This window comes from Streptomyces sp. 8L (genome assembly GCF_020176795.1).
Taxonomy (GTDB): domain Bacteria; phylum Actinomycetota; class Actinomycetes; order Streptomycetales; family Streptomycetaceae; genus Streptomyces.
Map to the genome: position 1 here is coordinate 19,696 of NZ_JAIUKE010000089.1, position 15,110 is coordinate 34,805.

General features: G+C 72.9%; 11 protein-coding genes. 3 read left to right on the forward strand and 8 right to left on the reverse strand.

Features of this window, described 5'->3' with window-relative positions; genetic code table 11:
* Position 1: 1 nt before the first annotated feature.
* Positions 2 to 1,486 carry an ATP-binding protein gene (locus LCE31_RS09495; RefSeq protein WP_225013661.1) on the forward strand — a complete coding sequence of 495 codons (1,485 nt, stop codon included), beginning with the start codon at positions 2 to 4 and terminating at the stop codon, positions 1,484 to 1,486.
* Positions 1,487 to 1,544: 58 nt separating this feature from the next.
* Here the strand turns inward: LCE31_RS09495 and nhaA are convergent, their stop codons facing one another.
* A complete protein-coding gene (gene nhaA / locus LCE31_RS09500; RefSeq protein ID WP_225013662.1) occupies positions 1,545 to 3,443 on the reverse strand; it encodes a Na+/H+ antiporter NhaA in 1,899 nt (632 codons plus the stop codon).
* Positions 3,444 to 3,720: 277 nt separating this feature from the next.
* On the opposite strand from nhaA, the gene LCE31_RS09505 reads away from it, so the two are divergent.
* The gene (locus tag LCE31_RS09505; protein ID WP_225013664.1) at positions 3,721 to 4,821 is read left to right on the forward strand and encodes a peptidoglycan-binding domain-containing protein; all 1,101 of its coding nucleotides are present in this window, start codon (positions 3,721 to 3,723) and stop codon (positions 4,819 to 4,821) included.
* A gap of 80 nt (positions 4,822 to 4,901) precedes the next feature.
* Here LCE31_RS09505 and LCE31_RS09510 read toward each other — a convergent pair whose 3' ends face one another.
* Entirely contained in the window at positions 4,902 to 5,873 is a 972-nt protein-coding gene (locus LCE31_RS09510) for an ArsR/SmtB family transcription factor (protein WP_225013665.1), read from the reverse strand.
* Between the two features lie 61 nt (positions 5,874 to 5,934).
* Between LCE31_RS09510 and LCE31_RS09515 the strand changes: the two genes are divergently transcribed.
* The gene (locus tag LCE31_RS09515; protein ID WP_225013667.1) at positions 5,935 to 7,182 is read left to right on the forward strand and encodes an MFS transporter; all 1,248 of its coding nucleotides are present in this window, start codon (positions 5,935 to 5,937) and stop codon (positions 7,180 to 7,182) included.
* 156 nt (positions 7,183 to 7,338) lie between these two features.
* Here LCE31_RS09515 and LCE31_RS09520 read toward each other — a convergent pair whose 3' ends face one another.
* From LCE31_RS09520 to LCE31_RS09545, 6 genes are all read right to left on the reverse strand, one after another.
* Positions 7,339 to 8,886: an alkaline phosphatase D family protein gene (locus LCE31_RS09520; RefSeq protein ID WP_225013668.1), complete on the reverse strand. Its 1,548-nt coding sequence runs from the start codon at positions 8,884 to 8,886 to the stop codon at positions 7,339 to 7,341.
* 532 nt (positions 8,887 to 9,418) lie between these two features.
* Positions 9,419 to 10,738, reverse strand: a complete 1,320-nt coding sequence (locus tag LCE31_RS09525; RefSeq protein ID WP_225013670.1) for an MFS transporter — start codon at positions 10,736 to 10,738, stop codon at positions 9,419 to 9,421.
* A 234-nt stretch (positions 10,739 to 10,972) separates the two neighbouring features.
* Complete coding sequence (locus tag LCE31_RS09530; protein ID WP_225013671.1) at positions 10,973 to 11,851, reverse strand: helix-turn-helix domain-containing protein; 879 nt, start codon at positions 11,849 to 11,851, stop codon at positions 10,973 to 10,975.
* Between the two features lie 58 nt (positions 11,852 to 11,909).
* The gene (locus LCE31_RS09535) at positions 11,910 to 12,596 is read right to left on the reverse strand and encodes a peptide deformylase (RefSeq protein WP_225013672.1); all 687 of its coding nucleotides are present in this window, start codon (positions 12,594 to 12,596) and stop codon (positions 11,910 to 11,912) included.
* Positions 12,597 to 12,654: 58 nt separating this feature from the next.
* Complete coding sequence (locus tag LCE31_RS09540; RefSeq protein WP_225013673.1) at positions 12,655 to 13,623, reverse strand: aldo/keto reductase; 969 nt, start codon at positions 13,621 to 13,623, stop codon at positions 12,655 to 12,657.
* A gap of 98 nt (positions 13,624 to 13,721) precedes the next feature.
* On the reverse strand, positions 13,722 to 15,110 hold a 1,389-nt coding region (locus LCE31_RS09545; protein WP_374118446.1), incomplete at its 5' end, for a glycosyltransferase 87 family protein.

Consider the following 15,110-nt stretch of genomic DNA (forward strand, 5'->3'; position numbering starts at 1 on the left):
CATGGAACCGGAAGACCTGCGGGGGCTCTTCCTCTTCGAGAAGCTGGACGAGGGGCAGCTGCGCTGGCTGTCCGAGCGGGGCCGCCTGGAGGAGCGGGCGGCGGGCGCCGACGTGTACCGCGAGGGCGAGCCCGCGACGTGTTTCTTCGTGCTGCTGAGCGGTAGCGTCGCGATGAGCCAGGTGCTGCACGGCGACGATGTCGAGGTGTCGCGGACCGACCAGCGGGGCGTGTACTCGGGTGCCACGCAGGCCTACCTCGGGGACCGGGTCGAGCAGGTGTACAAGAACTCGCTGCGCGCGGTCAGCGATGCGGTGTTCTTCGTACTGCCGGCCGACGAGTTCGCCACCGCGGTCCGTACGTGGTTCCCCATGGCGCTGCACCTGCTGGAGGGGCTGTTCTTCGGCTACCGCGCCGCTAACTCGCTGGTGAACGAGCGGGAGCGGCTGCTGGCGCTCGGGTCGCTGTCCGCGGGGCTCACGCACGAGCTGAACAACCCCGCCGCGGCGGCCGTGCGGGCGACGGAGGCCCTGCGCGACCGGGTGGCCGGCATGCGGCACAAGCTGGCGCTGATCGCCGACGGCAGGCTGGACGGCTCGCGGCTGCACCAGCTCGTCGAATTGCAGGACACCGCGGTGAAGCAGGCGGCCTCCGCGCCGTCGCTTTCGGTGATGGAGACATCGGACGCCGAGGACGAGCTGTCCGACTGGCTGGACGAGCGCGGCGTCGCGAACGCCTGGGACATCGCCCCGACCCTCGTCGCGGGCGGCGTCGGAGTGCCGTGGCTGGCGACGGTGGCGGACACCGTCGGCGACACCTACCTCGACTCCGCGGTGCGCTGGCTCGCCTACGCGATCGACACCGAGCTGCTCATGGGCGAGATCGATGACGCGGTCACCCGGGTCTCCGACCTGGTGGGGGCGGCGAAGAAGTACTCGCAGCTGGACCGGGCGCCGCAGCAGACGGTGGACGTGCACGAGCTGCTGGACGCGACGCTGACGATGCTGCGCGCGAAGATCCCGCCCGGCATCAAGATCGTCAAGGAGTACGACAGGACGCTGCCCGAGATCCCCGCGTACGGCGCCGAGCTGAACCAGGTGTGGACGAACCTCATCGACAACGCGGTCGACGCGATGGGCACCACCGGCACGCTGACGGTCCGCAGCTGGGCGGAGGACGACCGCAGGCTCCTCGTGGAGATCGGCGACACCGGCGCGGGCATCGCGCCGGAGATCAGGCCGCGCATCTTCGAGCCGTTCTTCACCACGAAGGGCGTCGGTGAGGGTACGGGCCTCGGCCTCGACATCTCGTACCGCATCGTGGTCAACAAGCACCACGGCGACATCAGGGTCGACTCCAGGCCCGGCGACACCCGGTTCACCGTGTGCCTGCCGATGACGGACGAGGAGGCGGGCGGCGGGGAAGAGCGCGCCGAAGGCGGTACGGAGGGCGCGGGCTCGGCGCCGGAGGGCGCGGGCTCGGCGTAACACCGCCGCCGGGTGGGCGGGCCCGGGCACGATTCGCCCCGGTCCCCGGGGTGGCAGGTCAGCCGCCGAGGCCGAGAAGCGCCCGCTGGCGGGCGGTGCGGACCGCGGTCGACAGGTGGCCGATGTCGTAGGCCCCGGTGTGGCGGCGGCCGTTGACGAAGAAGGTGGGCGTGCCCGAGACGCTGCTCAGGTCGGCGGACTCGACGTCCTCCGCGACGCGTGCCGCTCCCGCGTGCCGGCGCAGGTGGCGGCCGAAGCGCTCCATGTCGAGTCCGAGGCGCTCGGCGTAGCGGCGCAGGTCGGTGACGCGCAGCGCCCCCTGGTGGTCGAGCAGCAGGTCGTGCATCTCCCAAAAGAAGCCCTGATCGGCCGCCGCCTCGGAGGCCTCCGCGGCGATCTGCGCCTGCGGGTGGACGTCGGTCAGCGGCAGATGCCGCCACACGTAGCGGACGTCGTCGCCGAACTCGGCGAGCAGCGAGCGGATCGCGGACTCGGCGCGCCCGCAGTACGGGCACTCGAAGTCCCCGTACTCGACGACGGTGACCGGCGCGTCGTGCGGGCCGCGCACCTTGTCGCGGTCGGGGTCGACCGGGACCGCCAGGTCCACGATCGGCTCCGCCGTGCCGAGCAGGGCCCGGCGGCGCGCCGGCTTGGGCAGACGGCCGATGACCGCGGTCACCGCCCACGTGAGCACGAACGCGGCGGGCATGGCCGTCAGGATGCCGATCTTGGCCTCGGCGAGGCGCTCTCCGTGGAAGGCGAGGGTCGCGATCAGCAGCGACACGGTGAAGCCGACGCCCGCGACGGTGCCCCCCGCGGCCACGGCACCCCAGCCGACCGGCGGGCGCACCCGGCCGCGGGTGAGGGCGGAGGTCACGTACGAGGAGCCCAGGACAGCGAGCGGCTTTCCGAGCACGAGGCCGCAGAGAATGCCCCAGGTGACCGTCGAGGAGAAGGCGCGCGACAGTTCACCGGAACTGATCCCGATGCCCGCGTTGGCGACGGCGAACAGCGGCACGATGACGTAGCTCGTCCACGGGTGGAAGGTGCGCTGGAGCCGCTCGTTCGGGGAGATCGCGGAGGCCAGCCCGCGGCGCGCCGTGCGTTCCAGCTCGGGGGTGGGCTGCTCGCGGAACCGGCGGAACAGCCCGCTGGCCCGTTCCAGGTCGTCGCGCGCGGCGGGGTAGGCGTACGTCAGGAGCCCCATGACGAGCCCGGTGACGACGGGGTCGATGCCCGACTTCAGCAGCGCGACCCAGATGGCCAGGGCGAGGACCGCGTACACGGCGGACCGCCGGACGTTGAAGGCGCGCAGGACGAGCACGGCCGCCAGGAGGCCGACGGCCGTCAGCAGCGCGGGCAGCGCCACGCTCCCGCTGTACGCGAAGGCGATGACAGCGAGTGCGACGAAGTCGTCGACGACGGCCACTGACAGGACGAACGTCCGCAACCCGTTCGGCAGGCGCCGCCGCCCCAGCAGGGCGAGCATGCCGAGGGCGAACGCGGTGTCGGTCGACATCGCGGCACCCCAGCCGTGCTCCGTGCCGTGGCCGGCGTTGACGGCCAGATAGACCAACACGGGCACGCACAGCCCGCACGCCCCGGCCACCAGCGGAAGCGCCACGCGGCGCCGGTCGCGCAACTCCCCCATGTCGAACTCGCGGCGCGCCTCCAGGCCGACGACGAAGAAGAACAGCGCCATCAGCCCGCTGTTGACCCACCCCCGCAGATCGAGGGAGACCTCCATGGCCCCGAGCCGCACGGACAGCCCGGTGCGCCAGACCGTGTCGTACGCCCCGGGTCCCACGTTGGCCCAGACGAGCGCGGCGATCACCCCCGCGAGCAGGACGGCGGCGCTGCCCGTCTCCGTACGGAGGAAGTCGCGCCACGGCGAACGAACCGGAGAGGTGCATTCCGTCCGGCCGCTGTACGCATCACCTGTCGCGGATTCCGTCACCGGACAATTCTGCCTCGCCCGCCCCTCCCCCACGGCATCGACCTGCGATCCCGAGCCACGTCGTCCGCAGGAGCCTCGACGGGGGCCTGGACGACAGGGCACCCGGCGGATGACCGGCATACCTCGCGTACATCCCAACTCCGCGAATTTTTTTGCCCTTTCAGATCCTGGATGCCCACTTTTGACCGAATGGGGGTTCCGTCGTAGGCGGCAGAATCACACGGCATACCCCGTTCGGGGCCGCGTCATTCACCCCGCATCCACGAAGGGAACGCCGGTGAAGTCAGAACCCTGCCCGCGCTGTTTCGCCCCCGCGGGCGAGGACGGCAGCCCGGACTGCGCCTGCGCCGCCACCGTGGAGGCGCGCCGTGCCGCTGCCGCCGTGGACGAGGCCGCCGGCACCCGGCACGAGGTGGAGGACGCGCGGGACGCGGTCAGTGAGGCCGGTGCGGACAGCCAAGGACGGGCGGCCGGCGCCGTGCCGCTGGCCGCCGGTGCCACTGCCGAGACTCCGGGTGAGGTTGAGACTGAGGCTCAGGTTGGGGCTGAGGGTGAGGCTGCGGCCGACGCCGAAGCTGAGGCTGAAGCTCAGGGAGCGGCCGAGGCCGGGGCACCCGGCCCCGATCCTGCCCTCGCTGACGGTCCTGATCCCGTCCCCGGTGACGGAGGCACGGCACCGCTCGCGGGTTCGGTGATCGATGCGGGCGGCGTATCGGGGCCCGCCGCCGAGCCGGGCGCTCCCGGCCGGCGCAAGAGGAGAAATCTGCTCATCGCGGTCGCGGCGGGCGTGGTCGTCGCGGCGGTGGCGGTCGCGGCGGGGACCGGAGTGTTCGGCGGCGACGCGTCGGACGCCTCGGGCGACACCGCGCAGGCGACGAACGGGGCCGCGCTGCCCGGCGGACAGCGCGGGCCGGGGACCTCAGGCACCGCCACGAGCGCCGAGGCGTCGCAGACGGCGGCGAGCCCGTCCGCGCGTTCGTCCGCCGAGGAGCCGGCCGAGCGGGACGGCGGCGCGAGCGCTGCTTCAGCGTCCGCGCCGGGCAGCGCCGCGCGGCAGGACGCGGCCGCGAGTTCCTCGCCCTCGGCGGCCACGCAGGGCCCGACGGCGGGGACGGAGTCACCGAGCGGAACGGCGAACACGCCCTCGGGCCCGCCGGTGCTCCAGGAGGGCGACAGCGGTCCGCAGGTGGTGGAGTTGCAGAAGCGGCTGAGCCAGTTGCTGCTGGGTTATCTCGGCGCGCCGGACGGGCAGTACGACGCGGGCGTGAAGGACGCTGTCGCGCGCTACCAGGACGCCCACAGCATCACGGCCGACCCGTCCGGTGTATACGGGGCCGCGACCCGCAAGGACCTGGAGTCCCGGACGCATACGCCCTGACACGGGAGCATCCGGACGAACGGGCCCGGGCAGCCCAGTCAGTCCCCGGGCCTGTTCAGTCCCCCGGACCAAGCGTGACGTCAGTCCCCGGACTGCGCGTCGACCAGCCCGTCGCCCGCCGCCGTGCGGTGGTAGAGGACGGATCTGCCGGCCCGACTGCGCCGCACCAGGGGGGCGTCCAGCAGGACCCTGAGGTGGCGGCCCACCGAACCGAGTCCCTGACCCGTGAGCGCGACGAGCTGGGTGGTGCTCTTGGGGCCGTCGAGCAGTACGAGGACGGCCGCGCGCGACGGCCCGAGGAGTCTCCCGAGCGCGCCCGGCGCGGTCGGGCGCGGGGGCTGCGCGAGGGGGCCCGTGCAGGGGTGGATCAGGGCGAACCGGTCCGCCGCCCAGGAGACCCACCCTCTGCGCGGCGTGACGGGCACGAACAGCAGCGCGCCGGTCGCCGTGCGCGGCGGGTAGTCGCGGGTGTTGATCTGGAGCCGCCCCTCCCCCAGCCACCGGGTGCCGGGCCGCAGGTCGTCCAGCACGGCGCACCAGCCGCCGGTGCCGAGCCGTCCCACCCTCGCGACGACGTCGGCCTCGAGGGCGCGCCGCCGCACCGGCCAGTACGGCTCGACGGTGTGGGTCCACACCCACTCCAGCAGGCCGGCCAGGCGCGGGGCCGGGTCGGGTACGCGCAGGCGCGGGGGCAGCGGCCCGCCGTGGCAGCGGGCGAGGTCCGCGTGGGCGCGCGGCTCGGACGTCGCGCGTACCGGGGCGAGTTCGTCGTGGAAGGTGCGCGGCCCGTCGGGCCCCGGGTCGGGTACGGGGGTGAGGAACCCCGCGTTCCAGGAGCCGCCGAGCGCGATCCGGCCGAGGGCGGCCGTCACCGGGTCCCCCGCCAGAAGCTCGCGGTAGGCCGGCAGGTGGGTGTCGAGCCAGCGGCGCTCGCCGGGGTGGGCGGCGGTGGCCGCCTGGAGGGTCTGGAGGCAGGCGACCGTCTCGGCGAGCGGTGAGAGCACGAAGCGGCTGCCCGCCAGGGTGTCGGTGTCGACCAGCCACAGGCCCATACGTTTCGCCTCCCTGCGAAACATTAACGGGCGCCGCCGGACGCCCGTGAGACTCCCCGCCATGCGTACGTACAGCGATCTCTTCCGCGTGCCCGAGTTCACCGCCCTCTTCGCCTCGTCCGGCGCGCAGGTCGCCGGTCAGACCGTGAGCGGACTGGCCCTGGGCACCCTGGTCTTCGGCGCTACGGGGTCGCCGCTGCTGTCGTCGCTGGCGATGTTCGGCACGTCGTTCGCGCAGGTGGTGGGCGCGCTGGCGCTGCTCTCCGCGGCGGACCGGCTGCCCGCGCGTGCGGCGTTGGCCTGCACGTCGGCGGTGTTCGGCGTCGGGACGGCGGTGCTCGCGCTCCCGGGCCTGCCGCTGTGGGCACTGTTCGCGGTGCTCGCGGTGCTGGGGCTCGCGTCGTCGCTGAGCGGTGGGGTGCGGTACGGGCTGCTGGGCGAGGTGCTGCCGGACGAGGGGTATGTGCTCGGGCGATCGGTGCTGAACATGGCGGCGGGCACGACGCAGATCGCGGGCTACGCGGCGGGCGGCGTGCTGGTCGCCCTCGTATCGCCCCGCGGGACGCTCCTGGTGGCGGCCGGGCTCTATCTGGTGGCGGCGGGTACGGCCCGGTGGGGGCTCTCCGCGAGGCCCGCGAGGGCGGCGGGCCGGCCCTCGGTGGGTGCGACCTGGCGCACGGACGTGCTGCTGTGGTCGTCGGCCCACCGCCGTCACGTGTATCTGGCGCTGTGGGTGCCCAACGGCCTGATCGTCGGGTGCGAGGCGCTGTTCGTGCCGTACGCGGCGCACCGCGCGGGAGTGCTGTTCGCGACGGCGGCGCTCGGGATGCTGGCGGGCGACACACTGGCGGGCCGTTTCGTACCGGCACGGTGGCGGGCGCGGCTCGGCGCGCCTCTGCGGCTGCTGCTCGCGGTGCCCTATCTGGTGTTCGCCGCGCGTCCGCCCCTCGCGGTGGGCGCGGCGGCGGTGCTGCTCGCGTCGGTGGGGTACGCCGCGAGCCTGCTGCTCCAGGAGCAGTTGGTGGCGCTCACACCGGCCGGGTCGCGGGGGCACGCCCTCGGGCTGCACAGCTCGGGCATGCTGACGGCCCAGGGGATCGGCGCGGCGCTCGCGGGCGCGGTGGCCGAGCGTGCGTCGGCGCCCACGGCGATGGCGGTGATGGCCGCGCTGTCGGTGGGGGTGACGCTGGCCCTGGCCCCGGGGCTCGGCAGGGCCCGCCGGGCGGCGGAGTCGCCGGAGCACCGGCCAGCGACCGACGAGGTCGAGGGCGCGGCGCGGGGGCCGGACCCCGCCGCCCCCACCGGGTGACGGCGGCGGGCGCGGTAGGGGCACGGCCCCACACGTTCAGGCGCGGACATTCGGGCACGGGCGTTCGAGCATGGGCGTTCCGCCAGGGATGTTCGGGCAGGCGCGTCCGGTCAGGGGCTCCCTCGCCCGGGCATGCTCAGCAGGTGCCCGGGCGGGTCAGACGGTGTGCACCCCGGGGTGTCCCTCGTCCACGCGCAGGCGGGAGATCGCGGTGGCCGCCGACGTGGGCTTGAGGACGGTGCCGACGACGCGGACCTGGGCGTCGATTCCCTGGTTGTCGATGTCGAACAGGTGGTAGCCGCGGTGGCAGTCGATGAACTTCCAGTGCGGGTTGTCCGGGCGGAGCGGGTCCCACTGGGCGTCGAACGCCTTGACGTCCTGGTCCCCGTTGGAGCTGATCGAGGTTCCGACGAACTCGGCGCCGACGACGGCGGACTTGGGGTCCGAGAAGTCCTTCTTCAGATCGCTGATCATCGTCAGGTGGCGGTCTCCGCTGAGGACGACGGGGTTGCGGATGTTCTGGAAGCGCGCCAGCAGGTCGTTCCGCTCGACCTGGTAGCCGTCCCAGGCGTCGTAGAACCAGTTCTTGCCCGGGCCCGCGACATTGTCGGTCTCGGCCATCATGATCTGTGAGGCGACGATGTTCCAGCGCGCGTCCGACCGCTCCAGCCCGTTCAGCAGCCAGGACTTCTGGGTGGCACCGAGCATTGTCAGCTTCGGGTCCTCGGCGGCGGCGTCGGAGGTGACCTGGTTGCTGCGGAACTGCCGGGTGTCGAGGACGTTGAGGCGGATCAGGCTGCCGAAGTCGAAGCGCCGGTACATCTGGATGTGCGGGCCGCTCGGGACGGCGGTGGCGCGGACCGGCATGTGCTCGTAGTACGCCTGGTAGGCGGCGGTCAGCCGCTTGACGAAGGCGTCGTGCGACTGCTTGTCCGGGTCCTGGGGCACCTCGCCCGCGAAGTCGTTGTCGACCTCGTGGTCGTCGAAGGTGACGATCCAGGGGGTGGTCGCGTGGATCGCGTTGAGGTCGGGGTCGGTGCGGTACTGGGCGTACCGGTTGCGGTACTGGTCGAGGGTGACGGGCTCCCCGGCCCCCTCGTGGACGCGGACCGACGACGTGGTCGGCGCCGACTCGTAGATGTAGTCACCGACGAAGAGCACGAAGTCGGGCTCCTGTTCGCGCATGTCGGCGTACGAGTTGAAGTAGCCCTGCTGCCAGTTCTGGCAGGAGGCGAGGGCGACGCGCAGCTTGGACGGGAAGAGGTCCATGGTGCGCGTCCTGCCGACGGTCGACTGGTGGCCGCCGCTGCGGAAGCGGTACCAGTACTCCCGTCCCGGGAGCAGGCCCCGCACGTCGACGTGGACGCTGTGGCCGAACGCGGCCCGGGCCTGGGTGGTGCCCTGCTGGACGATCCGGCGGAACTTCTGGTCCTCGGCGACCTGCCAGGTCACCTCGACGTCCGTGTCCGGCATGCCGCCGCCGTGCAGCGGGTCCGTGGCGAGGCGGGTCCAGATGACGACGGCCGTGGTGAGGGGGTCGCCCGACGCGATGCCCAGCGTGAAGGGGTCGGCCGCCGCCCGGCGTCTGGCGGTTCTCAGGGGTGCGGCGAAGGCGCCTGGAGCAGCCGTCAACTGTCCTGCTGCGAGGGCTCCGGACGCGGCTGCACCGGCGGCGAACAGCCGGCGGCGGGAGATTTCTGGCATGGCGTGGTCCCTTCTGGTGGCGGCAAGGCCGCACGCAAGATGACAGGCGGACAGGCGTGGGAACCCGACATTCAGTGGGCAGGGCCATGACATCGAGATGTCGGGCGGCCCCGCATCGGGTCATATCCGGCGGAGGCGTCCACCACACGCGGTGAGCATGGGCGCTTCGCCCGCGTACGTCCGGATGACACGTCGTCAGAAGACATGTCCTGTGCCTACCATGCGCCGGGCCGCCGATTGCGGAACGCAGCGCGAGAGGCCGAGAACATACCTCGCGGAGCGCCCGGTCCCGGCACGTCGCACGTCAAAGCGGCGGCACGCGGCGCCCGCACCGTCGGACGGCGCGTTTTCAGCCTCCGGCCGGACCGTTCAACCGCGCCGGACCGTTCAACCGCGGCGGAAGACGGCCCGGCCCCGTGCCGGAACCGCTCGACGGCGGTCGGAACCGTTCAGCCGGCCCTACGTCCCTGCCTCGCCGAGCCGGTACGGTGGACGCTCAGCGCGCGCCCGGCCACTCGGCGCGGCCCACGGCTCAGGCCCCCTCGACGCGGTCCGCGTGGTCCGCGTGGTCGATGGGCTCCGCGTCCTCGGACTGCCGGGCCGGCTCCGGCTCCGGCGACGGCCCGGCGGGCGGCAGCGATACGGCGGCGACCGTGCTGCGCCGGTTGCGGGTACCGGTCGTGGCGAACTCGGAGTAGCGCGGCACCCAGCGCATCAGCGCGCCCGCCGCGACGATGCCCATGGCTCCCATGGCGACGATTCCGGCGGCGAGGCTGCCCAGGGACGCCGCGGCGGAGACGACGAGGGGACCGCCCGCGCTTCCCGAGTCCGCGCACAGCCGCCATACGCCGAGGAACTGCGTCCGGGTGCCGGGCGGTGCCACGTCGGCGCCGAGCGTCATCAGGATGCCGCTCCCGATGCCGTTGCCGAACCCCATCAGCATCGCGACGACGGTCAGCGACACCAGCCCGTGGGTGAGCGGCAGGGCCGCCTGGGTCAGACCGAGTACGAGCATCGAGGGGATGGCGATCCACAGCCGTCCGAGCCGGTCCATGACCTGGCCGGAGGGGTAGAAGGTGAGCATGTCGATCAGGCCGGCGATGCCGAAGACGACGCTCGTGGTGGACGCGTTCTGCCCGAGGTGCTCCGCCCACAGCGGCAGCACGGTCTGCCGGGTCGCGCGGACCGAGCCGACGAGCAGCACCGCCATGCCGAGCGTGAGGAAGACCCGCCGGTGGTCGCGGATCACGGCCCGGACCGGGACGGGGTTCCTGTCCCCAGTCGCGTGGGACGACGTGGGGTCGGAGACGTCCGGCACGAACAGCAGGACGCACGCGGTCACCGCGGTGAACCCGAGCGCCAGCCAGTAGATGTCGTGCACCGGACGGTCGCGCAGCAGGGCGGCACCGATGAACGGCCCGACGAAGGCGCCCACTCGCGACATGCCGCCGAGCGTCGACAGCGCCCTGGCCCGCAGGCCGATGGGGATGACCTCGGTCAGATAGGCCTGCCGGGCCAGTACGAACACGGCGTTGGTCGCGCCCGTCGCGGTGACGGCGGCGCCCAGCTCCCACACCGTACGGGCGAACGCGCAGCCGCACAGGGTGAGCGCCGCGACGCCTGCCGCCACCAGCATCGCCTTGCGGTCGCCCAGCCGGGCGGCGAGTGCTCCCGCCGGTACGTCGCCGAGGATCTGCCCGACGCCCAGCAGCGCCAGAACGAGCCCCGCCGCACCCACGGACGCGCCGAGCGCCCGCCCGCTCAGCGCGAGGACCGGCGCCAGCGCCCCCAAGCCCGTCTCGAAGGTGAGCGCCGGCAGGAAGACGGCGGGTACCAGGCTGAGCAGGGTCACGGGGCGGGAGGACACCGGGCGCGGCCTCATTTCGGGGTGCGGAGCGAGCGGAACCCCACCAGCTAACCAGACCTGCCGTTCCGTTTGCCGACCGTCCCGGTGGTTGGACGTTCAGACCTTTCCGGAGGGCCGCCGGCAGCGCCGAGGTCTTGGAATCGTTCACCGACCGCGCGCACGCCCGGGAACCCGACGTGCACGCGGCCTCCGTCCCCGAGCGGGCGGGGTCTTCGTCCCTCACCGGCAGGCGGCGCGCGTCCTCCGCAGCTCGTCGCGGGTCTTGCGGACCGACAGGGCGCGTGCCGAGAGGTTGTCGAGCACCTCCAGGTAGGCGGCGCTGTCGGGGCGCCGGTCGAGGTAGACGGCGCCGGTGAGGTTCTCGGTGTAGACGATGTCGGGCAGCTCGACCACGTCGAAGCGGAAGAGGTGGAAGGGCCCGAAGGCACCGAGGTGCGGTCCGATCGCGAAAGGCAGCAGCTGGATCGTCACGTTGGGCAGTGTGGTCGCCTCGATGAGGCGGTCGAGCTGGCCCGCCATCACGCCGGGGCCGCCGACCGGGCGGCTCAGCACGGCCTCCTCCAGGAGAATCCAGAGCATCGGGGCATCGGCCTTGGTCAGCAGCTGCTGGCGCTTGACGCGCAGCGCCACCCGCCGGTCCAGCGCCTCCGGGTTCCTGGGCGCGCCCGCGCCGAGGACGGCCCGTGCGTACTCCTCGGTCTGCAACAGACCGGGCACGTAGTGGGGTTCGTACGTCCTGATCAGGCTCGCCCGGTCCTCCAGGCTGACGTACGCGCCGAACCAGCCGGGTACCGCGTCCCGGTAGCGGTGCCACCAGCCGGGCTCGTTGGCCGCCTTGACGAGTTCGATGAACTGGTCCGTCTCCGCCGCGTCGACCCCGTAGAGCTGCAACAGCAGCCGTACGTAGGGGAGTTTGAAGCTGACCTCGGAGTTCTCCATCCTGCGGACGGTCAACGGCGTCACGTCAAGTACGTCCGCCGCGCTCTCCCGGCTCACCCCGGCGCGCTCGCGGAGCGCGAGCAGGCGCTTGCCGATCACCATGCGCAGGACCGTCGGCGCGCTGCCGCTGCCGGTTCCACCCGGCCGGGCCTCACTCATCGCGCGGACACCCCCTGACATCCTCTCGTCCGGCCGATTCTGGCAGTTGCTTCGGTGTTCATCCAGGGATCTGCCCGGGTTCGTCGGACGCGCCGGTGCCCGGAGCGCCGGGCAGCGGGAACCCGAGGGCGCGCGCCGCCGTCTCCGGGGTCGGCTGGGACCAGCGCTCGCGCACCGCCTCGGCGGCGGACAGCGACCGGGGCTCGGCGAGGTCGAGGTACAGGGTGCCGTCGAGGTGATCGGTCTCGTGCTGGACGATGCGCGCGGGCCATCCGGTGAACTCCTCGTCCAGTTCCCGCCCTTGCTCGTCCTGCGCGCGCAGCCGCACCGCGGCGTGGCGTACGGTCACGGCCTGCCAGCCCGGCACGCTCAGACAGCCTTCGAAGAAGGCGGCCCGCCCGGAACCGGCCGGCTCGTAGCGCGGATTGACCAGGACACGGAAGGGCTGGGGCACCCGCCCCCTGGCGGCGGCGACCTCCGCCGAGACCTCCGCGGGGTCCTCGATGACGGCGAGCCGCAGCGGGACGCCGATCTGCGGTGCCGCGAGGCCCACGCCGGGAGCCGCGTGCAGCGTCTCGCGCATCGCCTCGACAAGGCGCGCGAGCCGGTCCGCGCCGAGCTCCCCCTCGTAGCGCGCGACGGGCCGGCGCAGTACCGGATCGCCCGCGGCGACGACGGGCGGACGCCCGCCTTCGAGCAAGGAGTCCACCAGTTGGACTAGTTCGGCAGGGGTCCTGGTTCGCATGGCTCAAGCCTGCCAGACGCCGCCCCGGGTCCCGGGGCGGCACCCGTCCGCCGCGTTCTCAGTGGCCGGCGACGCTGTGCGGGCGGTACGCCTCCTCAAGCAGCGCGACCTCGCTGTCGTCCAGCGCGAGGTCCAAGGACGCGACGGCGTCCTCCAGTTGCCCTGGGCGGGTCACCCCCACGATGGGCGAGGTCACGGTGGGCCGCTGGGCGACCCAGGCCAGGGCGACCTGCGCGGCGGACACGGAGTGCTTGACGGCGATGTCGGCCACCCGCTCCACCACGGTACGGTCCTCGGGCTGGTAGAGCGTCTTGCCGAACTCGTCGGTGTCCGAGCGGGCCGTCTGCGCGTCCCAGGGCCTGGTGAGCCGGCCGCGGGCGAGCGGGCTCCACGGAATGACCCCGATGCCCTGGTCGGCGCAGAAGGGGAGCATGTCCCGCTCCTCCTCGCGGTAGATCAGGTTGTAGTGGTTCTGCATGGACACGAACCGCGTCCAGCCGTGCAGGTCCGCGGTGTAGAGCGCCTTGGCGAACTGCCAGGTGTACATGGACGAGGCGCCGATGTAGCGGGCCTTGCCCGCCTTGACGACGTCGTGCAGCGCTTCGAGGGTCTCCTCGATCGGGGTCCGGCCGTCCCAGCGGTGGATCTGGTACAGGTCCACGTAGTCGGTGCCGAGCCGGCGCAGGCTGTTGTCGATCTCCGCGAGGATGGCCTTGCGGGAGAGGCCCGCGCCGTTGGGGCCCGGCCGCATGCGGTTGTAGACCTTGGTGGCGATGACGACCTCTTCGCGGCGGGCGAAGTCCTTCAGGGCTCGTCCCGTGATCTCCTCGCTCGACCCGGCCGAGTAGACGTTGGCGGTGTCGAAGGTGGTGATGCCGGCTTCCAGAGCCTGCTTGATGAGCGCCCGGCTCGCCTCCTCGCCGAGGCTCCAGGGGTGGGTGCCCCTGTCGGGGTCCCCGAAGCTCATGCAGCCCAGGGTGATGGCCGAGATCTCAAGACCGGTGTTGCCCAACCGCGTATAGCGCACGAACCGCTTCTCTCTCGCTCGCTCTTCAGGACCGCCGGGGCGGTCTCCTGTGGCAGGTCCCCCGGACATCCGGAGTCGTCCTGGTCAGACCAACGACCCTAACGACAGGTGTCGCGCGCGGACAAGGGCCCCCTCGGCGGGCCCGGTTCCTGTCCGGTTCCGGATCTGCCCGGCACCGGCGCCGGTTCGTGCGTCGGGAGCGCGACGAGGAGTCCGAGCGTGATCCACACGAACGCGTTCGAGCCGATGAACGCCGACGGTCCCGAGGCTCGGTCGCTCCACAGCCACACGACGTCGCTGCACAGCAGGACGTACAGCACGGCGCAGACCGCCGGCATGGCCCGCCCGCGTCGGCGCAGGGCGGTGTCGAAGAGCACCGCGAGCGCGGGCAGCGCCCACACCAGATGGTGCACCCAGGTGACGGGGCTGACCAGGCAGGCGGCGAGGCCGGTCAGGGCGAAGCCGGTCCGGTCGTCTCCGGCCGCCACGGCGGCGCGGGCTCTGACGAACCAGACGACCAGCACCGCGGCGGCGCACAGCAGCCAGGCGGTGTGGGTGTCGGCGTCCGGCGCGAGCCGGGCCAGCGCGCCGCGCAGGGACTGGTTGGAGACGTACGAGAGGCGTCCCACGCGGCCGGTGTCGAAGAGGGCGCCGGTCCAGAACGTCCGCGAGGCGCCGGGGTCTACCGCCGCGGCGAGCAGGGTGGCGGCGGCCATGGTGCCCGCCGCGACGGCCGCCTGCGCCCTGCGCCCCGTCACGAGGAGGTAGCCGATGAACAGGGCGGGGGTGAGCTTCACCGCGGCGGCGAGCCCGGTGGCGATGCCCGCGTACCGCCCGCGTCCGGTGGCCAGCAGCCGGGCGTCCAGGTGGACGAGCGCGACGAGGAGGAGGTTGACCTGGCCGAAGCTGAAGGTGTCGTTGACCGGTTCCAGGAGGGCGAAGAGACACCCGATGACGGTGTACGCGAACCAGGGGCGCCACGCCTGGCGGGCCACGACATCGCCGAACAGCCAGTACAGCAGCAGGCACGACGCGAGTACCGACAGGGCCAGCCCGATCCCGACGGCGGCGGGCCAGGACACCAGCGCCATCGGCGCCATCACGACAGCGGCGAACGGCGGGTAGGTGAAGCCGTAGGTCGAGCCGGGGCGCACGTAGTCGTACAGGTGACCGCCGTGGTGTATCCAGGCGTTCACGGTGCCGTAGTACACACCGATGTCGAAGAAGTGCCGGAACAGCGGGACCGTCACGAGGAACACGGCCGTCGCGGCCACCAGAGCGCCGGCGGGCGCGGCGCGGCGTCCCCGCGACGCGGTCAACACGCCCGCGAGGCGGCGCCCCTGGCCACGCGGCGGGCCCGCGAACGGCGCGGCCGGTATCGGTGGTACGGACGCGGTGTGCGCTGTGGACGGTGGGGGCCGCAGGGACGTGGAGGGCGACGTGATCGCCGTGGACGACCGCGGGAGAGCCGGGGCCGGAGGGGACGG